This window comes from Microcoleus sp. Pol8_D6, assembly GCF_036700965.1.
Lineage (GTDB): Bacteria > Cyanobacteriota > Cyanobacteriia > Cyanobacteriales > Microcoleaceae > Microcoleus.
In genome coordinates, this window is sequence record NZ_JAUBPW010000001.1 from 159,553 (window position 1) to 182,003 (window position 22,451).

The 22,451-nt window shown below is 45.5% G+C and carries 11 protein-coding genes; 10 read left to right on the top strand and 1 reads right to left on the bottom strand.

Annotated elements, in window-relative coordinates:
• Positions 1-289: 289 nt before the first annotated feature.
• The 10 genes from QUA10_RS00720 (at position 290) to QUA10_RS00765 (ending at position 20,850) form a co-directional block, all read left to right on the top strand.
• Positions 290-6,106, top strand: coding sequence for a HAMP domain-containing protein (locus QUA10_RS00720; RefSeq protein ID WP_333080698.1), 5,817 nt, complete (start codon positions 290-292; stop codon positions 6,104-6,106).
• A gap of 110 nt (positions 6,107-6,216) precedes the next feature.
• Positions 6,217-7,044: a protein-glutamate O-methyltransferase CheR gene (locus QUA10_RS00725; RefSeq protein ID WP_333080699.1), complete on the top strand. Its 828-nt coding sequence runs from the start codon at positions 6,217-6,219 to the stop codon at positions 7,042-7,044.
• Positions 6,998-7,723, top strand: coding sequence for a chemotaxis protein CheB (locus QUA10_RS00730; RefSeq protein ID WP_333080700.1), 726 nt, complete (start codon positions 6,998-7,000; stop codon positions 7,721-7,723). The genes QUA10_RS00725 and QUA10_RS00730 overlap by 47 nt, the downstream gene beginning before the upstream one ends.
• Before the next feature lie 7 nt (positions 7,724-7,730).
• On the top strand, positions 7,731-9,800 hold the full coding sequence (locus tag QUA10_RS00735) for a response regulator (RefSeq protein ID WP_333080702.1): 2,070 nt from the start codon (positions 7,731-7,733) through the stop codon (positions 9,798-9,800).
• Between the two features lie 138 nt (positions 9,801-9,938).
• Positions 9,939-10,766, top strand: a complete 828-nt coding sequence (map, locus tag QUA10_RS00740; RefSeq protein ID WP_333080703.1) for a type I methionyl aminopeptidase — start codon at positions 9,939-9,941, stop codon at positions 10,764-10,766.
• 159 nt (positions 10,767-10,925) lie between these two features.
• Positions 10,926-11,618, top strand: coding sequence for a response regulator transcription factor (locus tag QUA10_RS00745; RefSeq protein WP_333080704.1), 693 nt, complete (start codon positions 10,926-10,928; stop codon positions 11,616-11,618).
• Between the two features lie 131 nt (positions 11,619-11,749).
• A complete protein-coding gene (locus QUA10_RS00750; RefSeq protein WP_333080705.1) occupies positions 11,750-11,911 on the top strand; it encodes a hypothetical protein in 162 nt (53 codons plus the stop codon).
• A gap of 344 nt (positions 11,912-12,255) precedes the next feature.
• Complete coding sequence (locus tag QUA10_RS00755; RefSeq protein WP_333080706.1) at positions 12,256-12,615, top strand: hypothetical protein; 360 nt, start codon at positions 12,256-12,258, stop codon at positions 12,613-12,615.
• A gap of 563 nt (positions 12,616-13,178) precedes the next feature.
• Positions 13,179-18,362: an nSTAND1 domain-containing NTPase gene (locus QUA10_RS00760; RefSeq protein ID WP_333080707.1), complete on the top strand. Its 5,184-nt coding sequence runs from the start codon at positions 13,179-13,181 to the stop codon at positions 18,360-18,362.
• Positions 18,363-18,573: 211 nt separating this feature from the next.
• Complete coding sequence (locus QUA10_RS00765) at positions 18,574-20,850, top strand: FdhF/YdeP family oxidoreductase (RefSeq protein WP_333080709.1); 2,277 nt, start codon at positions 18,574-18,576, stop codon at positions 20,848-20,850.
• A gap of 158 nt (positions 20,851-21,008) precedes the next feature.
• Here QUA10_RS00765 and QUA10_RS00770 read toward each other — a convergent pair whose 3' ends face one another.
• Entirely contained in the window at positions 21,009-22,241 is a 1,233-nt protein-coding gene (locus QUA10_RS00770; protein WP_333080710.1) for a glycosyltransferase family 2 protein, read from the bottom strand.
• Positions 22,242-22,451: the final 210 nt, after the last annotated feature.

Below are 22,451 nucleotides of genomic sequence, written 5' to 3' on the forward strand. Positions count from 1 at the left end.
CAGTTGATAATCTGTAGGGCCGGCATCCTGCCCGCCTTACAATAAAATTCACTCTGTGTGGAACAGGGTGGAACAGGCTTTCGGGCTTGTTCCTGACACCCCACAATTAACTCGTTAGCAAGAAGAGTTTGCTAACCAGTATAAAATAACCAATAACAAAATAGCTGATAAACAGCAATTTGTCATCCATCTTTCGACAGAAGCAATCAGACACTGCTTTAGTTGGATAATATCAATAATCTCAAAAATATTCCCCCCTTCCCCTTCAAACTCGTCAAAGGTAACGCTCATGTCAACTGCACAGATAACCAGCCCCAATTCCAATAATTATGCCAAACAGTTACTTAGAACCTTAGTGGCAGTCAAAAAAGGGGACTTTTCAGTTCGGATGCCCATAGACCAGACCGGTCTAGCGGGGAAAATTGCTGACGAACTTAACGACATTATCGAGCTCAATGAGAGAATGGCGGCCGAACTCGATCGCATCGGCACAGTTGTCGGTAAAGAAGGCAAAATCGCCCAGCGGGCCACCATCGGCAGCGCCGAGGGGTCATGGGCAGCTAGCGTCAACTCTGTCAATACCCTAATTACAGATTTAGTGCAACCAACCTCTGAAACCGCCAGAGTAATTCGGGCCGTAGCAAAAGGAGATTTATCGCAAACCATCGCGTTAGAAATAGAAGACAGACCCCTCAAAGGAGAATTCCTCCAAACAGCGCAAATTGTTAACACAATGGTAGACCAGTTGAGTTCCTTTGCGTCAGAAGTAACGCGGGTGGCTAGGGAAGTAGGAACCGAAGGGAAATTAGGTGTCCAAGCTGAAGTTAAAGGAGTTGCTGGAACCTGGAAAGATTTAACGGATTCAGTTAACTCAATGGCGGGGAATTTAACAGCACAAGTGCGTAACATTGCCGAAGTGACGACGGCGGTGGCAAATGGCGATTTATCCAAAAAAATTACAGTAGATGTAAAAGGTGAAATTCTCGAACTGAAAAACACGATTAACATCATGGTGGATCAGTTGAGTTCCTTCGCATCTGAAGTAACGCGGGTGGCGAGAGAAGTAGGAACGGAAGGCAAATTAGGGGTGCAAGCTGAAGTGCGGGGAGTTGCAGGAACCTGGAAAGATTTAACGGATTCAGTTAACTCAATGGCCGGCAATCTTACCGCACAAGTACGGAACATTGCCGACGTGACGACGGCTGTGGCAAATGGTGACTTATCTAAAAAAATTACAGTAGATGTTAAAGGTGAAATTCTGGAGTTAAAAAACACTATTAACATCATGGTGGATCAGTTAAATTCCTTCGCATCTGAAGTGACGCGGGTGGCGAGAGAAGTAGGTTCCGAAGGCAAACTAGGCGGTCAAGCTGAGGTGAAAGGAGTTGCCGGAACTTGGAAGGATTTAACAGATAGCGTTAACTTCATGGCAGGCAGTTTGACAGCACAAGTGCGGAACATCGCTGAAGTGACAACCGCTGTGGCCAAGGGCGATTTATCTAAGAAAATTACCGTAGATGTTAAAGGGGAAATTCTCGAACTCAAAAATACCGTCAACACGATGGTTGACCAGTTAAATTCCTTCGCATCTGAAGTAACCAGGGTTGCTAGGGAAGTGGGAACGGAAGGGAAATTAGGCGTGCAAGCTGAAGTGCAAGAAGTAGCAGGAACCTGGAAAGATTTAACGGATTCAGTTAACTCAATGGCCGGGAATTTAACAGCACAAGTCCGCAACATTGCTGAGGTGACGACTGCTGTTGCTAACGGTGACTTATCTAAAAAAATTACGGTACAGGTAAAAGGCGAAATTTTAGAACTGAAAAACACCATTAATGTGATGGTGGATCAGCTTAATTCCTTTGCATCTGAAGTAACCAGGGTTGCTAGGGAAGTGGGTTCCGAAGGTAAACTCGGCGGTCAAGCGGATGTGCGAGGCGTAGCAGGAACTTGGAAGGATTTAACGGATAGCGTTAACTTTATGGCGGGTAGTTTGACAGAGCAAGTACGGAATATTGCGGCTGTTACTACTGCGGTGGCAAATGGCGACTTATCGAAGAAAATTACTGTAGATGTTAAGGGTGAAATTCTAGAGTTAAAAAACACCGTCAACACGATGGTGGATCAGTTAAATTCCTTCGCTTCGGAAGTAACCAGGGTTGCTAGGGAAGTGGGGACGGAAGGGAAATTAGGTGTGCAAGCTGAAGTTAAAGGAGTTGCCGGAACTTGGAAAGATTTAACGGATTCAGTTAACTCGATGGCGGGGAATTTAACAGCACAAGTGCGTAACATTGCCGAAGTGACTACGGCGGTGGCAAATGGCGATTTATCCAAAAAAATTACAGTAGATGTTAAAGGCGAAATTCTCGAACTGAAAAACACGATTAACATCATGGTGGATCAGTTGAGTTCCTTCGCATCTGAAGTAACGCGGGTGGCGAGAGAAGTAGGAACGGAAGGTAAATTAGGTGTGCAAGCTTACGTGCGGGGTGTAGGGGGAACTTGGAAAGATTTAACCGACAACGTAAACTTGATGGCGGGGAATTTGACGGCGCAGGTGCGGAATATTGCGGAAGTGACGAAAGCGGTGGCCAATGGCGATTTGTCTAAGAAAATCACCGTAGATGTTAAAGGCGAAATTCTGGAGTTGAAAGACACTATTAACGTGATGGTGGATCAGCTTAATTCCTTTGCTTCTGAGGTAACGCGGGTGGCGCGGGAGGTGGGAACTGAGGGTAAATTGGGCGGTCAAGCTGAGGTGAAAGGAGTTGCGGGAACTTGGAAAGATTTAACCGACAATGTAAACTCGATGGCGGGGAATTTGACAGCGCAAGTGCGGGGTATTGCTAAGGTTGTGACGGCGGTAGCGAATGGCGATTTGAAGCGCAAATTAATGCTGGAAGCTAAGGGAGAAATTGCGACTCTGGCAGATACGATTAACGAGATGATTGATACGCTGGCGACGTTTGCCGATCAAGTTACTACCGTGGCGCGGGAGGTGGGAATTGAAGGGAAATTGGGCGGCCAGGCGAAGGTTCCGGGCGCGGCGGGGACGTGGCGAGATTTGACGGATAATGTGAATGAATTGGCGGCGAATTTGACTACTCAGTTGCGGGCGATCGCAGAAGTGGCAATTGCTGTTACCAGAGGCGATTTAACGAGGTCAATTTCGGTCGCCACGGAAGGAGAAGTTGCGATCGTTAAGGACAACATTAACCAGATGATCGCCAATCTCCGGGAGACTACGCAGAAAAATACTGAGCAAGATTGGCTGAAAACAAACCTTGCTAAGTTTACTCGAATGCTACAAGGTCAGCGGGATTTAGAAACAGTTTCTAAACTAATTCTCTCAGAATTGACGCCGCTGGTGTCTGCTCAGCATGGCGTCTTCTTTATGATGGAATCTGTCGAGCACGATCCGTTTCTAAAACTGTTAAGTACCTACGCATACCGCGAACGCAAACAGTTAGGAAATCGATTCCATTTAGGCGAAGGTTTGGTAGGACAATGCGCCCTGGAAAAAGAACGGATACTGTTGACCGAAGTACCGGAAAACTACGTTAAAATTGGATCGGGACTGGGAGAATCTACGCCGCTGAATGTGGTGGTTTTACCCGTATTATTTGAGGGACAAGTGACGGCAGTAATCGAGTTAGCTTCGTTCCGCCGATTCAGCGAAATACACTTGACATTCCTCGACCAACTTACAGAAAGTATCGCCATTGTCTTAAATACAATTGCGGCGAGTATGCGGACGGAAGAGTTGCTGAAACAGTCACAGTCTTTGGCAGAAGAGTTACAAACTCAGCAAAAAGAACTAACGGAAACTAACAAGCGTCTCGAACAACAAGCGCAGTCACTCCGCGCATCTGAGGAACTGTTAAAGAGTCAGCAGGAAGAGTTGCAACAAACGAACGAAGAACTAGAAGAACAAGCTGAATTGCTAGCGCTGCAAAATAAGGAAGTTGAGCGGAAAAACCGAGATATCGAACAGGCGAGGGGGTTGTTGGAAGAAAGAGCCGAACAGTTGGCTCTAACTTCTAAGTATAAGTCGGAGTTTTTGGCAAATATGTCTCACGAGTTGCGAACTCCGCTAAATTCGCTGTTGATTCTGGCTCGATTGCTTTCTGACAATACTGAAGGCAATTTGACTCTCAAGCAAGTTGAATACACGCGCACAATTTACTCGGCAGGAAATGATTTGCTGGGGCTGATTAATGACATCTTGGATCTGGCTAAGATTGAATCGGGCACGATGTCGGTGGAAATTGAGCAAGTGTTGTTTACGGACTTGCGAGATCATTTGGATCGGACTTTCCGCCAAATCGCCCAGGATAAGAAGTTGAGTTTTAAAATAGAGCTTGAGGCTGGGTTGCCAAAAGGTCTCTATACTGATGCTAAACGGCTGCAACAAGTTTTGAAGAATCTCCTCTCTAATGCGTTTAAGTTTACAGAGCGAGGTGAGGTGAAATTGCGTGCGGAAGTAGCGCGGGAAGGGTGGAGTTTAGAGATAGAAAGTTTAAGGAGTTCCCCTACTGTTTTGGCTTTCTCAGTTAGCGATACCGGGATTGGGATTTCTGCTGAAAAACACAGGGTTATTTTTGAGGCTTTCCAACAAGCAGATGGTAGCACTAGCCGCAAATACGGGGGCACGGGTTTGGGTTTGTCAATTAGTAGAGAAATCGCTAATTTGCTAGGCGGAGAAATTAAATTGACAAGTCGCCCTGGTGAGGGTAGTAGGTTCACGCTTTATCTGCCACAAACTTACCAAGAATCGCGAATAATAATCACTGATACGGGAGCGGGAACGGGCAAGCAAACGCCTCAATTACCCTCTGCTAATTCTCCCGCACTTCCTTTGCCGAATTTCCACTTGCCGATCGCGCCTTACCCCTCACCTTTAATCTCTGATGATCGAGAAAATATTGAGAGTGACGATCGCGTGCTGTTGATTGTCGAGGATGATGTAAACTTCGCTCGAATTCTGTTGGATATGGCGCAGGAACAGGGTTTTAAAGGTTTGGTGGCTTTGCGGAGCGATATTGGTTTGGCGATGGCGCGAGAGTTCAAGCCAACTGCGATTATGCTGGATCTAAATTTGCCTGTGATGGATGGCTGGACAGTGCTCGATCGCTTGAAGCACGACCCAAGTACGCGCCACATTCCGGTTCACATTGTATCAGTTGAAGAAGGGCGGCAGCGCAGTTTGCAGTTAGGGGCGATCGCCTACTTACAAAAGCCTGTCAGTCGCGAAGCCTTGAGCAAAGCTTTGACTGATATTAAGGGTTTTGTGGAGCGGCCAGTGAAGAATTTGCTAGTCGTGGAAGACGACGAAACACAGCGTCTGAGCATTGTGGATTTAATCGGCAATCACGATGTTTCTACAACGGCTGTGGGGAGTGGTGCAGAGGCGCTAGCCACTTTGAAATCCGGGCATTTTGACTGCGTTGTACTCGATTTGGGACTACCAGATATGACTGGTTTTGAACTGATCGAGCAGATCAAGCAAGAGGCTACTTTGAAAAGTCTGCCGCTTATTATTTATACGGGCCAAGACTTGACAAGATCCGAAGAAACTCAACTCAAGCGCATGGCGGAAACAATCATTGTTAAAGATGTGCGATCGCCGGAACGTTTGTTAGATGAAACCGCTTTGTTTTTGCACCGAGTCCAAGCAAATTTGCCGGAACCAAAGCGCCAAATGCTAGAGCAACTGTATCAAACAGATTCGACGCTCGCGGGCAAAACAGTCTTGATTGTTGACGACGATATGCGGAATATTTTCGCCCTCACAAGTATGCTGGAGCGCCATAAAATGGAAGTTGTGTATGCTGAGAATGGCAGAGAGGGCATTGCTAAATTGCAAAATACCCCTGGCATAAATATTGTGTTGATGGACGTGATGATGCCAGAGATGGACGGTTACGAAACAATGCAAGCTATTCGTAATATGCCTCAATTTGCTTCGTTGCCAATGATTGCTCTTACTGCGAAAGCTATGAAGGGCGATCGGGAAAAATGTATCGGAGCTGGTGCGTCTGACTACATTACCAAACCTGTGGACACGGAACAGTTGCTCTCGCTGCTGCGTGTCTGGCTTTATCGATAATACAAGTCCGTTGACTGTTGACTGTTGGCAGTTGTCATTAGTGAGCAGTCAACAGTCAGCAGTCATTAGTGAGCAGCCAACAATGCCCAATAACCAATTAGTAATTAAAAATGTCCGAAAGCCATGAACTTGAAACAATCGAAATTCAACTCCTACTAGAGGGAATGTTTCGCTATTACGGATTTGATTTTCGTAATTATGCTCTTGCCTCTCTCAAGCGCCGTATTAGGAACACTATTCGCTCGGAACGGCTCACCACTGTCTCTGCACTTCAAGAAAAGGTACTTCACAATCCTGCTTACCTAGATCGTTTACTGCTGGATATTTCTGTCAATGTAACGGCGATGTTTCGCGATCCTAGCTTTTACATTAGTTTCAGAAATAAAGTGGTGCCAATGCTGCGTACTTATCCTTTTATTCGGATTTGGCACGCTGGATGTTCAACGGGAGAAGAAGTCTATTCTATGGCAATCTTGCTGCAAGAAGAAGGACTGTACGACCGTTGTCGGATTTACGCTACGGACATGAATGAATTAGTTTTGAAAACAGCCAAGACAGGGATCTTCCCGCTGAAGCAAATGCAAGAATATACGCAACTATACCACCAAGCGGGGGGCAAGAAAGCGTTTTCTGAGTATTACACTGCTGCCTATGAAAATGCGATTTTTCGCTCTTCACTTAAAGATAATATTGTCTTTGCTCACCATAACCTAGCAACGGATAATTCTTTTAATGAATTTAATGTTATTTTGTGCCGTAATGTGCTGATTTATTTCAATTCACACCTCCAAGAGCGGGTACACAAGCTTTTTTATGAGAGCCTGGGAATGTTTGGAGTTTTAGGACTAGGACACCAGGAGTCTCTGACTTTTACACCTTATGAAAAATACTATGAACCAATTGAAAGTAGTGACAAACTCTACCGAAGAGTTAAATAAAAAAATTTTTGAAATAGTGGTTGTGGGCACGTCTTTGGGAGGGCTGCAGGCTCTGACTGTGCTGCTGGCAGATTTGCCACAAAGCTTTCCTTTGCCTGTAGTTATTGTCCAACACCGCCATAAGAGTTCTCAGAATAGGCTTACGGATGTTTTACAACAGCAAAGCTCTCTCCAAATCACAGAAGCCCAAGACAAAGAGGAGATCGCACCTGGACGGGTTTACTTGGCTCCCGCTGACTATCACTTGCTAATAGAATCTCCCTGTGAGGAGGAGTTTAGCCTGTATCAAAACAACTTTACAGAATGGGGGAGCGTGGCAGTGGAGTCAATCCATAATTCAAAATCCCCAATCCCCAATCGCGGAACTCCTACATTTGCACTATCAACTGAGGCTCCTGTCTGCTACGCGCGGCCATCAATCGATGTGCTGTTTGAGTCTGCTGCGGATGCCTTTGGGGAGAAAGTTATCGGCATAATTTTAACGGGAGCGAATTCGGATGGTAGTAAAGGGCTGGCAAAAATTAAAGCTGAAGGAGGATTGACATTTGTGGAGGAACCGGCTTCAGCTCTGTGCCCGACCATGCCAGCGTCAGCGATCGCAAATGTTGAAGTAGACTGGATTTTACCCCTCTCTAAAATTGCTCCCTGTTTAGTCAATTTGCTAAGAATTAAAGATTAAAAAAATTATGAATCAGCAGTCCCCCCATCGAGTAAATGTCCTTTTAGTTGACGATCGCCCAGAAAATTTGATAGCTCTAGAAGCTATTCTCAACAGCCCCTCTTATAATCTAGTACAAGCTAGTTCGGGCGCGGAGGCTCTGAGATGTCTGCTTAATGAAGATTTTGCAGTAATTTTGCTTGATGTGCAGATGCCGGGAATGGATGGATTTGAGACAGCAACATTGATTCGCTCTAGAGATCGATCGCGAGCGACTCCGATTATTTTTATCACAGCATTCAGCAGTAATGACACCCACGTGTTTAAAGGTTATTCTCTGGGTGCAGTGGATTACCTGTTCAAACCATTGGAACCGGAAATATTGACCTCGAAGGTGCAGGTATTTGTGGAATTGTTCCAAAAAACCGTCGAGGTGAAGCAGCAAGCAACACAGTTAGCGGCTGTTAATAGTGAACTAAGTAAAAGTGAAGAGCGGTTTCGCACTTTGTGTGCTTGTTCGCCACTGGGAATTTACTTAGCTGACGTTGAAGGCCGCTGTACATACATTAATCCCCGTTGTCAAGCGATTTGCGGGTTAGCTTTGGACGAAAGCTTGGTAGAGGTTTGGCAGCGGGAAGTTCATCCAGAAGATCGCGATCGCGTAGTCACAGATTGGTTAGCTTGGATTAAAGAAAGTCAGGAATATTCTAACGAGTTTCGATTAGCTGGTAGCGAAAGCGTGCGTTGGGTTCACGTGCAGTCGTCACCAATGTTTTCGGATTTGGGAAAACTTATCGGTCATGTGGGCACGGTTAGAGATGTCACAGACCGCAAGCAAGCAGAGGAAGAACGCGGGAGACTAATCCGCGAACAAGTGGCGCGGCAAGAAGCGGAGAGAGCTAACCAGATGAAGGATGAATTTCTAGCTATTCTCTCTCACGAACTCCGCACTCCTTTAAATGCAATTCTCGGCTGGTCTAGGCTGCTTCGTACCAAAACATTTGACCAAGACACTATTGAGAAAGCCCTAGAAACAATTGAGCGCAATGCTAAATCTCAAGCTCAACTCATCGAAGATATTTTAGATGTTTCGCGGATTTTGCGGGGTAAACTAAATTTAAATAAGCATCCGATTCGGTTGGAATCTGCGATTAAGCTGGCAATAGATTCTTTGGAGCCGCTGACTGAGGAAAAATCCATAGTCATAGAATTAACGTGCAGTCCCAATGTAGGTGAAGTTATCGGCGATCCCGATCGCTTGCAGCAAATTGTGTGGAATTTGCTGTCAAATGCGATTAAGTTTAGTCCGCAAGAGGGTAAAGTAGAGGTGCGGTTAGAGTCAGTTGGAGATGAGGCTCACATTCAGATAATTGATAGCGGCATTGGTATTGAGCCTGATTTTCTGCCTTATGTTTTCGATCGCTTCCGCCAAGCTGATAGCAGCACAACTAGGTCTTACGGAGGTTTGGGACTGGGATTGGCGATCGTCCGTCACTTGGTGGAACAGCACGGCGGTAAGGTGCATGCAGAGAATAATCCGGGCGAGGGTGCGAAATTTACGGTGGCTCTCCCTGTGGCACAGAGGAACGCCCTTGCTGCTGACGATGATTGGTCGCACCTCAATGACCAGGCAGAGACCCTTCCCACTCTGGCTAATTTGCAATTGCTGGTGGTGGATGATGACGATGACACGCGGGAGTTTTTGATTGCTTTACTTGAGGACGAAGGAGCTGTGGTGCGATCGGCTGCATCGGTAGCCGGGGCTCTAGTGGCACTGGAGAGTTATTGGCCGGATGTGCTGCTGAGCGACATTGGAATGCCGGAAGCAGACGGCTATGAGTTGATCGCGCGCGTGAGAGAAATGGAAGTGATCAGGGGTGGAAAGATGCCTGGGATCGCTCTGACGGCCTACGCGAGAGAGGAAGAGCGCCAGCAAGCGCTGGAAGCTGGTTTCCAGATGCACTTATCTAAACCAGTTGACATAACTCAGTTAATTGCAGCAATTGCTAACCTCACCGGAATACTCGGAAATCCTGAGCCGACGGACTCGGCGGTTAAAACCGCTTTGTTGACCCCCCAATCCCGTGCTGATTACTGAGAAAAATATTAAGCTAGCTTAAAGGACACGCGATCGACAGTTCGGAACAAGACACCCATTTTTCCACAAAAAGCTGGATATTTGCCGTTTTTTGCTTCAACCTGCCGTCCAAGTACAAAATTACCCGCCCATCAATACATGAATATTTTTAGCAGTCTGCTTTCTAGCCCAACTCAAGCACCCCAAGTCAAAAAACAGCGTCGAGGCATTGAAATTAAGTCGGAACGCGAAATCGAAATTATGCGGCAAGCAGCGAAAATCGTTGCAACGGTACTCAAAGAAATTTCCCAAATGGTGAAACCGGGAATGACTACTGCTGATTTGGATGCTTATGCCGAAAGACGCATCCGCGAAATGGGTGCAACTCCCAGTTTTAAAGGCTATCACGGTTTCACGGGATCGATTTGCTCTAGCATTAATAACGAAGTTGTTCACGGCATCCCCAGCGCCAAAAAAGTAATTCGGGCCGGAGATGTTCTCAAGGTAGATACGGGGGCATATTACCAAGGTTTTCACGGCGATTCTTGCATTACGATCGCAGTTGTAGAAGTGACTCCCGAATCGGCAAAATTAATCCGAGTCGCAGAAGAAACGCTCTACAAAGGCATCGAACAAGTCAAGGCGGGAGCTTATTTGCTCGATCTGGCTGGTGCGATGGAAGATCATGTCAAAAGCAACGGTTTTAGTATCGTTGAGGAGTTTACCGGCCACGGTGTCGGGCGAAATTTGCACGAGGAACCGTCGGTTTTCAATTTCCGCACGCGGGAAATGCCGAACGTGAAATTGCGAGCCGGTATGACATTGGCGATCGAACCGATTCTGAATGCCGGTTCTAAGTACACTCGGACGCTTTCTGACAAGTGGACTGCTGTAACAGTTGACAATGCTATGTCGGCTCAGTTTGAGCATACTGTGTTGGTGACAGAAACTGGCTATGAAATTTTGACCGATCGTTCCAAAGTTTAAGGGGAACAAAAGACAATAGTTTTGAGTTTTGAGCTAAAGTTTTTATTCTGTAGGTTGGGTTGAGCGATGGCGAAACCCAACACCTTATTTAAAATGAAGATTTGGGTTTCGTTCCTCAACCCAACCTACAATATTTACACTATTAAGAAGGTAACAGAGATGTCAGCACGATTATTATTGGTAGATGATGAACCGGGCTTGCGGGAAGCAGTACAAGCTTATTTGGAAGATAGCGATTTTGCGGTTGAGGTTGCCAGTAATGCTCGCGACGGCTGGGAAATCTTGCAGCAGACTAATCCGGATTTGGTGATTTCAGACATTATGATGCCCCAGGTGGACGGTTATCAGTTTCTCAAGCAAGTGCGGGAAGATCCTCGCTATAAAGCTTTGCCGGTGGTGTTTTTGACGGCTAAGGGGATGACGAGCGATCGCATTCAAGGCTATCAAGCAGGCTGCGATGCTTATCTTTCTAAGCCCTTCGATCCCGACGAATTAGTAGCAATAGTAACCAATTTGCTGGCCCGCCGCGCGGCTGCTAAGGAGACAAGTGAAAATGCTGAAAGTCCAGATATTGCTGCTTTGACAAGCCAAATGGCGAGAATTGAGTCTTTGCTGAGTGGGCGGAGTTCGATCGCCCAAAGTCCTTCGCCGATTAAAATTGATTTGACTCCGCGAGAACAAAGTGTTTTGGATTTGGTTGCTCAAGGTTTGATGAATAAGGAAATTGCCCGCCGCTTGGAAACTAGCGTGCGTAATGTGGAAAAGTACGTCAGCCGTTTGTTTAGCAAGACGGGTACTAACAGCCGTACTGAGTTGGTTCGCTTCGCTCTCGAACACGGCTTGACGAAATAGGAGTCCTCTAGACTTGGCTGGAGGCTTTGCCTCGCCGAGCTGCGTTACCAGGCTCTTCCTGGTAACGAGAATTATGCAAAAAATTAGAAATGTTAAGATATAAGTATTGACAGATATTCCGTGGTTGTGGTATGTCACATCAGCTTACTGGTGGCAGCGCGGGAGTGCGAAAACGGGTGTGCGAAAACGGGTGTGCGATTCCCTACGGGATAGCTACGCACGCGCGAACTTCTCACCCACTTTGCTTCGAGTCTGAGATGAACACTCGCAAACACCGGGGAATTACTTCTTAACGGGAAAACCTGACTGTTTAAGAGTTTTCACGTAGTAAATAGAAAGGCAAACACTTGACCGGATATGCTCAGTTAAACAAACTTGCCATGAAGAGTCACAGATCAGGTTATATCCTGTGGAAAAACAAGCCACTATTAATTAATGACTCTGCTCAAAAACGGATACTTGCGAAGTGCCGGAGTGTTAAGCAGCGCACAATTTTAGACCCTAGTTAAAGCTCTCAGATTCTTCTGTGGAGTCAATCTAAAATCTAAAATCTAAAATCGACTGAGAGCGCTCTAAAGTAGCCGCAGATGTTGAATGTATAGCAGCACCAAAATTTAGTTTATACCAGGAGGATACCATGAGGAAAATCACGGCGCGACAAACGATAAGTGCCATAGTAGCACTGCCGATCGTACTAATAGCCAATACAACTCAAGCTTTAGCGACTGATACCGAGCAGAAAATAGAGCCAATTAAGAAAGTTTCGGATTTGGGCGATGAGCTAGATTTTGATATTGGGCCACCAACAACAATTAGCATTGAAGAAAGCGAGGATTGGGATGAACCTGATTTCGCAGCTACTTTAGATATGGAGATTAGTAAATTTATGACAAAAAATCTTCAACCTGTAATTGATGAGCCGCCCCCGGTAGTTTATCTCAGTGCGGCCAGAGGCCAGTCAACGCGGGAATGCCGGATTTCTGGGATATGCGAATAACTGAATCGGATTGGTGCGATTTTGGCGATGGCTGGGACTCCCGCAAACAAAGACTCATTTGCTGGGTAGAATTGGAGCAATTATCAAGATTTCAGTAAACTCCGGTTGATTTTGCTGGGAATATGCGAATAACAGAGTATGTATTTATTTGGGTATGCTTTAATTGCGATCGGCTAACATAATAAGTATGCAGGCTGAAATAAACTTAACTAATTTATGGTTCCCAGTGATAGGAAATCACCCAAAAGTGCAGAAATACAATTAATCATGTGATTCTTCGCTCTGATTGACAAACGTAAAAACGGTTAAAAGTAAACTTAGAGCAACCGCCAAAACGGTTATGAAATTCTTAATTGCACTTTCCCCTGCCGTCGATTCCTTCCATCAGTTACATCCGTTAAAAAATCCGTCGATTCCTTCCATTCGTTACATCCGTTAAAAAATCCGTTAAAAAATCCGTCGATTCCTTCCATTCGTTACATCCGTTAAAAAATCCGTTGCCGAACTTCCTTTTTTCGGCAGTTGACAGCACCTATCCTGAGAATATTTTTCAAATATTAATTATGCTTAATTCGCACTGCCAGCAAGACACCGCAGCACAGCAAAACAAAAGTTCGCTGCAAACTCTCTCCCGGACTCTCTCGATGTCTCAGGGGCAATTTTCGCTGATTTTGGTACGGTGCAATTACAGTGCGATGAGAGAGGAAATTGTAAGGCACTTGCGGGAGGAGTCGGGTATAGAGATCCGAGAAATTGTCCTTCCCGCATCTGTTAAAACTCTTTACACGACGATAGAAACCAAACTTTCCTGCAGCCACCCGCCAGCTTTAATGGTGTTTGGATTAGAATCGGTAAGTGCGATCGATCAGGTGCTAATTTCTACCAACTACGTGAGGGAAGAATTTCGGAATAATTTTCCCTTTCCGGTGGTGCTGTGGGTGACAGACAAAATCTTAAAAAAACTGATTCGGTTAGTAACAGATATCGAAACTTGGACGACAAGTGTTGAATTTGTGATTGGCCCCGACGACTTGGTGGAGTTCCTGGGCAAAAGTGCCGATCGCATTTTTTCCAACATTTTAGAAAGTGGCAATTGGCGTTTAACTAATTCTGCCATTCTCGGAGCCAATTCTTTGACTGAACTAGAGTCTGCCAGCCAAGACTTGCAAACTTGCAACATCAGGTTAGAACCAGCTATTGAAGCGAGTTTGCAATTTATTCGCGGCAGGCACGAATATGCTTGTCACCGCATCCCTGCCGCCATTGAATTGTACCAAAAAAGTCTCAAATTTTGGAAGTATCAAGTAGCCTTTATTGGACAAAAAACAGAATTTAGCGATTTGTTATTTACCGTTCACCCAGCACCGGTGTTAGAGGGAATTCTGCTATTCCACATCGGTCTTTGTTACCGCTTCCAAGCAGAACAACACCGCACCGGCAACCGTCCTTACTGGACGGAGGCGAAGAATTATTTTCAGGAATGTATTGATATTTTAGAACAGGCGGGACGGCCGGATGCCGTTGGTATATTCATCAATCAACTTGGCGAAGTATTGCAGCATTTAGAAGATTGGGATGCACTCTGGAATTTAGCTATCAAAGCTCGGAGGTTACATGAAAATATGGAAAATTCAGCAGTTAATTTGGCTCAAGATTACGGCTTTTTGGCTAGAGTAGCCTTAGAGCAAAAGAACTGGAAAGGGGCGAAAGAATGGGCTTTAATCGCTCTAGACGTTCTCAACTCAAATTTAGAAGCGACGGGACAGGGAACCCCTGTAAAGTCCCAGCATCTAGGCTTATATCTGTTAATTTTAGCAGAGGCTCAGAGTCAATTGGGTGAGGTGCAGGAGGCGATCGCACATTTAGAGCTTGCTCGCTCGGAAACCGAACCTTGCTACAACCCGCAACTGTATTTGCGGGTTTTAGAAATGCTGCGATCGCTCTATTTTCAGCGGGGAGAATATCTCGAAGCATTTCAAATTAAGCAAGATTATCGAGCGGTGGAACACACGTATCGGTTCCGAGCTTTTATTGGAGCAGGAAAATTGCAGCCGCACAGAGAAGCGGTTAATTCCGTCGCCGAAACTATTGCCGGCGCTGCTACTATTGCTGACGAAATTACAGCTTCCGGCAGAGAGCAAGACCTCAACCGCTTGATATATAGGATGAACAATACCCCCGACAAACTGACAGTAATTTACGGTCAGTCTGGAGTTGGGAAAAGTTCAATAGTCACGGGAGGATTAGTACCAGCTCTTAAACAAAAAAAAATAGAAATGCGGACTGTTTTGCCCGTAGTGTTGCAAGTTTACAACAACTGGCCGCGGGAATTGACCAGACAGCTATCTGCTGGGAAAGCTGAAATATTCGATCCGGAAAATTCCGAAGCCTTACCAGAAACTGATCCGGTAGATTTGACCGTAGAAGCAGGTGCAGTCAAGGGAAATCTTATTTCGGGATTTCAGGGTGGCTCGACTGGGAATAATGAGGATAAAAGGGAGCAGTCACAGCCAATAGAATTAATCATACAACAACAGGCGATCGAATACGACAATATTCTCAAGGAGCTGCAAATAAATTCCGAACATTTAGTAACTGTTCTGATATTTGACCAATTTGAAGAATTTTTTTTCGTGTGGAAAGAGCCAGCGGAAAGACAAATATTTTTTGATTTTTTGCGGGAATGCTTGAAAATCAAATATTTAAAAGTCGTCCTGTGTTTGCGGGAAGATTACCTGCACTATTTGCTAGAATTTTCCCGACCCAAAAACCAGACAGGATTTGTTAACAATGATATTTTGGAGGACATTCTCAGCAAAAACATTCTGTTTTATTTGGGAAACTTTTCGCTGGTCGATGCGCGATCCGTAATTCGTACTTTAACTGAGCGAGCGCAGTTTTACTTAGAACCGGAGTTGATCGAAGAATTAGTCAAAAATTTAGCTGGAGAATTGGGAGAAGTCCGCCCGATCGAACTACAACTTGTCGGCGCTCAACTGCAACAAGAGAACATTAGAACTTTAACTCAATATCAGGAACTCGGCAACAATCCGCAACAAAAATTAGTAGAAAGGTTTCTCGAAGAAGTCATCAAAGATTGCGGCCCAGAGAATGAAGTAGCTGCACGCAGAGTCTTGTATTTGCTCACAGATGAAGAGGAGATACGTCCCCTAAAAACCCGCGCAGAATTAGCCTCGAATTTAGCGACATTTGCCGAAGCTGACAAATTAGATTTAGTCTTAGAACTGTTAGTAAGCTCTGGTTTAGTTTTTCGATGGACGGAACTGCCTGCTGAGCTTTATCAGCTCGTTCACGATTATTTAGTTAGCTTCATTCGCCAGCAGCAAGAATTAGATCAAAAGGCAGAATTTGAGGAACTGCGAAAGCAAAACCAAATTAACCGAGATGAAATTGAACAAATTCGCAAAGACAGAGAGCAAGATGCTTTGCTGTCGGAAGCTAGAGAAAAACAGCACGAAGCGGAAGCTCAACTTTACCAATCTCGGAGATGGCAATTGCGGGCGGCGGTTCTAGGAGTGCTTGTACTCGCAGGTGTTTCGGGGATGGCATTCGAGCAAGCAAAATTAGCAGAAATCGCACGGCAAGAAGCAGAAACCAGTCGGACTGATGCCCTAAATTCGGCGTCGGAAGCTTTAGTGATATCTAATGAAAAAAATCAATTAGGAGTGTTGGGAAATAGTATCAAAATTGGTCGTGATTCTCTGAAAAGTACAGCGCTGCCTGTGGACACTAAATATCAAATTGCTGAAAGACTCAGACAAGCAGTTTCTGGGGTGCAAGAACGCAACCGTTTCGAGCAGCACAGCAAGTTTGTTTTGGATGTGAGTGTCAGTCCCGATGGCAATTCAGTTGCTTCGGCAAGTGCTGACAAAACTGTTAAATTGTGGACTAAAGAAGGTAAGTTATTAAAAACTTTCAATCACCCGGATAGCGTGACGAGTGTTAGTTTTAGTCCCGATGGGAAAACGATCGCGACTGGTTGTGCAGATCGCACAATTAGAATTTGGCAAGTAAATAACGACAAAAGTGCGATCGCCATTTTATCCAGCCACCGCGATATCGTCACCAGCGTCAGTTTCAGTCCCAACGGCAAAACCCTAGCTTCCGCCAGTCACGACAACACAGTCAAAATCTGGAACCTTGCGAACAAAAAATTGCTGCAAACCTTAACCGGACACAAAGACTGGGTGCTCGGTGTCAGTTTCAGCCCCGACGGCCAAACAATAGCCTCAGCAAGTGTTGACAAAACTGTCAAACTTTGGAACAGAGAAACTAAAACCCAGAAATTTAAAATTAATCCCAAAACATTAACCAAACATTCTGACATTGTGTACAGCATTAAGTTCAGTCCAAACAGCCGAGAACTCGTCTCAGCAAGTGCCGACACCACAGCCAAAATTTGGAACCGAAACGGTGAGGAAATCAGAACTCTCAAAGGACATAACGATGAAGTTGTCAGCGCGAGTTTCAGTCGCGACGGCAAAAAAATTGTCACCGGCAGTGCAGACGATACGGTGAAAGTTTGGAGTCGCAGCGGCACTTTGCTCAACACTTTTCGAGGACATCAAGACGATGTGAGGGCAGTGAGTTTCAGCGGTGATGGCACTATTGCTTCCGCAAGTAAGGACAAAATAGTGAAAATTTGGAAACCGGACAGCACTCCGCTGAATAAAATTTTATCGGGACACGGAGACTGGGTTTACAAAGTCAGTTTTAGTGCTGACGGCAAAACAATTGCTTCTGCTAGCGGGGACAAAACAGTGAGACTTTGGCGCACTGACGGTAGTTTATTCAAAACCTTAGAAGATCACAAGGATTCTGTTACCTGGGTGAGCATTTCCCCTGATGATAAAACTGTTGCTTCGGCCAGCAATGACAAAACAGTGAAAGTCTGGAGTTTAGACGGCAAACTGTTAGATACTCTCAGCCACAGCGGCATTGTTAGAAGCGTGAGTTTTAGTCCCGATGGAAAGATAATTGCCGCGGCAAGTGCCGATCGCAAATTGTACCTCTGGCGCTGGAACGGTTCTAAAGCAACTTTGTTTGCCAAACTCGATCACAGCAATCCAGTAATTAGCGTTAGCTTCAGTCCCGACGGCAAAACTATTGCTACTGCTACCGCTGCTGAGGACAAGGCAAGCGGGAAGAAAAAGGCTTTTGAAATTACCGGAGAAAAGAGAGTTTACCTGTGGCAATTCAACGGTTCGTCGGCGAAAATCCTGAAAACTCTCGACCACGAGGACAGCGTTAAAAATGTTAGTTTTAGTCCCGACGGTAAGACTATTGCTGCTGCTTGCGGTGACAAAAAAGTTTACTTGTGGGAGTTTGATGGAAAAATGGCGAATTTAACTAAAAAACTCGACCACAGCGATACTGTAGAAAGCGTGAGTTTTAGTCCCGACGGCAAATTGATTGCGGCGGCGAGTGGGGGAAATACTGTTAAGCTGTGGGATTTTGACGGCAAGAAGGCGCTGCTATCGAAGACTTTGGAATCGAGCGATCGCGTGTTGAGCGTTACTTTTAGTTCTGACAGCAAAACTCTGGCTTTTGCTAGCAGCGATAGGACTATAATTCTGTGGCCTTTGGAGAATTTTGAACTGAATAAAATCATTGCTCGGAGTTGCGAATGGTTGGGAGATTATTTGCAGAATGACCCGAATGTTGCTGAGGGCGATCGGCTGCTGTGTCTGGGATTTGGCAAGCAGGCCTTAAATAAGAGGAAATAAACCATTTAGTGAGGACTGCATTCCTCTGTCGGCGGATGAATAAAAACTTGCATTCGTGACGGCGAACATCGAGTTAAATTTAGATTAAAAAATCTATCTGTTGACTGGTGTTTTGGGCTGTAAATTTGCGGTAAAATTCCAGTAATAAATTTAACTCATTTGGCGGTTCGCCAGCCCCATCAATCCGCAATTCAAACAAAAGGTCAACCACATGGATGTCAACTCCCAAAATGTCCAACCAATCCCGCCATTCAACGAGACAAACGAGGAAACACCAGAAATAGGGGGCGGTTTGCCCGTAATAGAATATTGGGCAGAACATAGCTTGTCCCCGGAAGGGCCGAAACTTTGGAAAACTTTGCTGCACAAAAGTGCTTGTTTGTCATGTTCTTGGGGCACTGGCGGGCAGAAAGGAGGTTTTACAAATGAAGAGGGTGAAAAACTTCAGCGCTGCATGAAAAGCGTCGAAGCAATCTCCGCTGAAATCAAGCCGGCTATCTCAACTCAATTTTTTGAAAAGAAGAGTATTGCAGAACTACAGCAATTAACTTCAATGGAAGCCGATAGGCTGGGAAGGCTGAGTTTTCCGATGATTTTGCGGGCTGGTTCATCTCATTACGATCGCATTTCTTGGGAAGAAGTTTATCAAATTGCCGAAGCTGCTTTTCGCAAAACCCCCGAAAGAGTGGCATCTTACAGTTCCGGTCGCTCTTCCAACGAAGCGGCTTTTCTGCTGCAATTGATGATGCGGGCGATGGGTTCCAATAACTTAGCAGATTGTTCCGATCTCTGCCACGCTCCCTCGACAACTGGCTTAAGCGAAATGTTTGCCACTCGCACCTCGATAGTGAGTCTAGAAAACTTAAAGCAAGCAGATTGCGTCGTGCTCGCGGGTGCGAATTCTGCCTACAACCATCCCCGCTTCATGAACGAATTAATTAAAATTCGCGACAAAGGCGGTAAAATCATTGTAATCAATCCGGTGATGGAAATCGGGTTAGTCAAGTTTGGTTCTCCAGCATTTCCCGTCAAGTCGCTCATCCCCGGTTCCGATATTTCCTCCTTATACTTGCAACCAATTCCGGGCAGCGATACGGCGCTATTTGTCGGCATTCAAAAGTCTATAATCGAACAAGGATTGCTGGACGAAAAATACTTGCAAGCCTATACAGAAGGCTGGGAAGCAGTAGTCCAGCACGCCCGCCAAACCGATTGGGAAACTATTACTAAAACCTGCGGAGTTTCCCAAGCAGAAATTGAGGCAGCAGCCAAAATCATCGGCACTTCAAAGCGAGTTGTATTCGGTTGGGCGATGGGAATTACCCAACACGGTAACGGTGTAGATAACGTTTTCAGCATTGCCAATACGGCATTGATGACGGGAAATGTCGGCAAAGAAGGGGCGGGATTAATGCCAGTCAGAGGACACTCAAATGTCCAAGGATTCGGCTCTATGGGCGTCACTGTCAAGCTGAAAAAAGAAATTCAACAAGCTTTAGAAAAACTGTTAGATCGTCCCCTCAGTCCTGTTAAGGGTTACGAAACTCGATCGCTCATTGAAGCAGCAGATGCAGGCAAAGTCGATACGCTGATCTGTCTGGGTGGCAACTTGTACGGGGCGAATCCAGATTCAACGCAGGCAAAACGCGCTTTAAGCAATGTTGAAACCGTTATCTACCTCGCAACCAAACCGAATTTAGGGCATTTTCACGGATTAGCCAAGCACAATACAATTGTGATTCCCGTGCTAAATCGCTTTGAAAACCCCCACAAAACAACGGTGGAATCGGGGAATAATTTTGTGCGTTTAAATGATGAGGGAAAAACTCATCTCCAGAATTCGGATTTGATTCCTGAAGTGCATTTTTTAACAGAATTAGCCAGCAGAATTCACGGTAATTTTCCCGTTGATTGGCGCCAACTTCAAGACACAAAATACGTTCGCCAATTGATTGGTAAAACTATTCCGGGCTATGAAAAAATAGCCACAATTGATGAAACAAAAGAGGAATTCACGATCGGCGGTCGCATTTTTACAGAACCTAAATTCCCTACAGAGTCTGGGAAAGCGAAGATGTTTGTCACGCCTTTACCTAAGTTGAAATTACCCGAAGCGAAAGAATTTGGAGTATCGGAGTCAACACAGGGTATTGTTGTGGCATTGATGACGGGACGCAGCTATTCTCAGCATAATACTGTCGTCTACAAAATTGATGACAAGTACCGGGGAATGCCGCACCGCAACTGCATTTTGATGAATCGCGCGGATGCAGAAAGCACTGGTTTTCAAGAACATCAGCGCGTGACGGTCCAGGGAAATGTGGGGAAAATGGAAAATGTCGAGGTGATTTACGGGGCGGTTCGTGAGGGTGCTGCTTTGATGTTTTATCCTGAAGTTAATGTGATTTTTCACCCGGAGATTGAAAAGCGATCGGGCACGCCTGCTTACAAGCGCGTACCTGCTTTTGTATACGCGGAAGTTCGGTAACGGATGTAACGGATGTAACGGATGTTATGATTAGCTCTACCTTCGGTCTTCTATAACTCACATTTTCGATGATTTTTAAGAACAGGCAAGATGCCTGTTCCACAAGGAGTTAATTTTTTGTAGGGTGGGCATCTTGCCTGCCCCTATGCAAGTCTTAATTAACTCTTAATTTGCAAAGTTCTACCGCGCCAAGTCCATCCCCAACCAGTTTCGGTTTTAATCGCAGAACCGATCGCCATCGCCGCCACTAACGCACCTCCCAAACCTCCTAACCACCAGTATTTCGTCGGACATTCAGAAATCTCGGCACCCAAGCGGCGCAAATTGTAATGCTGCCAAATTACGATTATTACTAAGAAGGAAGAAGGAAGAAGGAAGAAGGAAGAAGGAAGAGAGAAGACGGAAGAAGAAAGAGGGAAGACGGAAATTATTTGTTTCAGAATAATGAATAATCCTATCCACGGCATAGGATAAATAAAGAACATAATTGCAGCCATGTAAACCATCAAGCCCCAACTGCGGTTAGCGCCGAGATACAAATTCTTTGTCCAGCCTTCCCACAATGCGCTCCAAGACCGATACATCCGCACGGATGCCAAATCTGACCCGGAATAAAGTCCGAGCTTTAAACCCGCACGTTTGATGCGTCTAGCTAGTTCCACATCTTCCACAATTTCGCCGGCAACTGCTTCGTGACCGCCGATTTTTTCGTAGGCCGATCGCCTAAATAACATGAACGGCCCGCCCGCAAAAGCACTGTCTGTTTTCGAGGGATCGTTGACGGCGGTAAAGTCGTAGCAAACTGCTAGGTGATTGAACATTATCGGCTGTACTAACCACTCGGCCAAACACTCACAAACCAGCGCTGGCATACAGGTGAACAAGTCTATTTTCTCGGTTTCGGCTGTGGCAATAGCGGTTTCGATCGCTCCTGGTTTGAGTCGCACGTCGGCATCGATAAATAATAAGAAGTCTCCGGTTGCTATTTGCACAGCTTGGGCGCAGGCCCAGTTTTTGCCCGCCCAATATTGGTTGGTTGGTCGCGGCTGACCTGCTAATATTTTAAGCCGGGGGTCGTTGAGATGCTGTTGCAGGGTTTGCGCGATCGCTAACGTGTCGTCTGTCGAGCGATCGTCTACAATTAAAACCTCTAAGTTGTCCACAGACAGCGGTGTACTCTCCAAAATGGATCTCGCGCAATCCCGAATATTCTCTGCCTCGTTGTATGCTGGTACGATTACCGAAACTTTAGGGAACTGCGCGGCGGACTCCGGTGACAGCTTAGCCAAACTTCTGTCGGTTCGAGGCGCATTTTCGACCGATCGGCGCAAATTCTTAGTGTAAGCTCTACTTACAATCAGAGAAAAAATTAGCAGGGTTAACAATATCAAAGCGAACTGACCTCAAAATTTCGGTACAGGATTTGTCTCCCTAAATATTAAAAAATATTAAAACAAAAAGCTAGTCGATCGCCCGAAAAGTTATTTTGACCGAAAGCATCCAGGATACAAGCCCCCGGATTCATCCGTGGGGTCAATGCTTCAATCTAAAATCTAAAATCTAAAATCTAAAATCGATTGACCAACTCTTTTGCTATAATT

What these genes read in the sequence shown, in the direction of transcription:
- QUA10_RS00765 (WP_333080709.1), top strand. Translation starts at nt 18,574, where the DNA reads ATGGATGTCAACTCCCAAAATGTCCAACCAATCCCGCCATTCAACGAG.
- QUA10_RS00735 (WP_333080702.1), top strand. Translation starts at nt 7,731, where the DNA reads ATGAATCAGCAGTCCCCCCATCGAGTAAATGTCCTTTTAGTTGACGAT.
- QUA10_RS00750 (WP_333080705.1), top strand. Translation starts at nt 11,750, where the DNA reads ATGTCACATCAGCTTACTGGTGGCAGCGCGGGAGTGCGAAAACGGGTG.
- QUA10_RS00725 (WP_333080699.1), top strand. Translation starts at nt 6,217, where the DNA reads ATGTCCGAAAGCCATGAACTTGAAACAATCGAAATTCAACTCCTACTA.
- map (WP_333080703.1), top strand. Translation starts at nt 9,939, where the DNA reads ATGAATATTTTTAGCAGTCTGCTTTCTAGCCCAACTCAAGCACCCCAA.
- QUA10_RS00760 (WP_333080707.1), top strand. Translation starts at nt 13,179, where the DNA reads ATGCTTAATTCGCACTGCCAGCAAGACACCGCAGCACAGCAAAACAAA.
- QUA10_RS00730 (WP_333080700.1), top strand. Translation starts at nt 6,998, where the DNA reads ATGAACCAATTGAAAGTAGTGACAAACTCTACCGAAGAGTTAAATAAA.
- QUA10_RS00745 (WP_333080704.1), top strand. Translation starts at nt 10,926, where the DNA reads ATGTCAGCACGATTATTATTGGTAGATGATGAACCGGGCTTGCGGGAA.
- QUA10_RS00720 (WP_333080698.1), top strand. Translation starts at nt 290, where the DNA reads ATGTCAACTGCACAGATAACCAGCCCCAATTCCAATAATTATGCCAAA.
- QUA10_RS00755 (WP_333080706.1), top strand. Translation starts at nt 12,256, where the DNA reads ATGAGGAAAATCACGGCGCGACAAACGATAAGTGCCATAGTAGCACTG.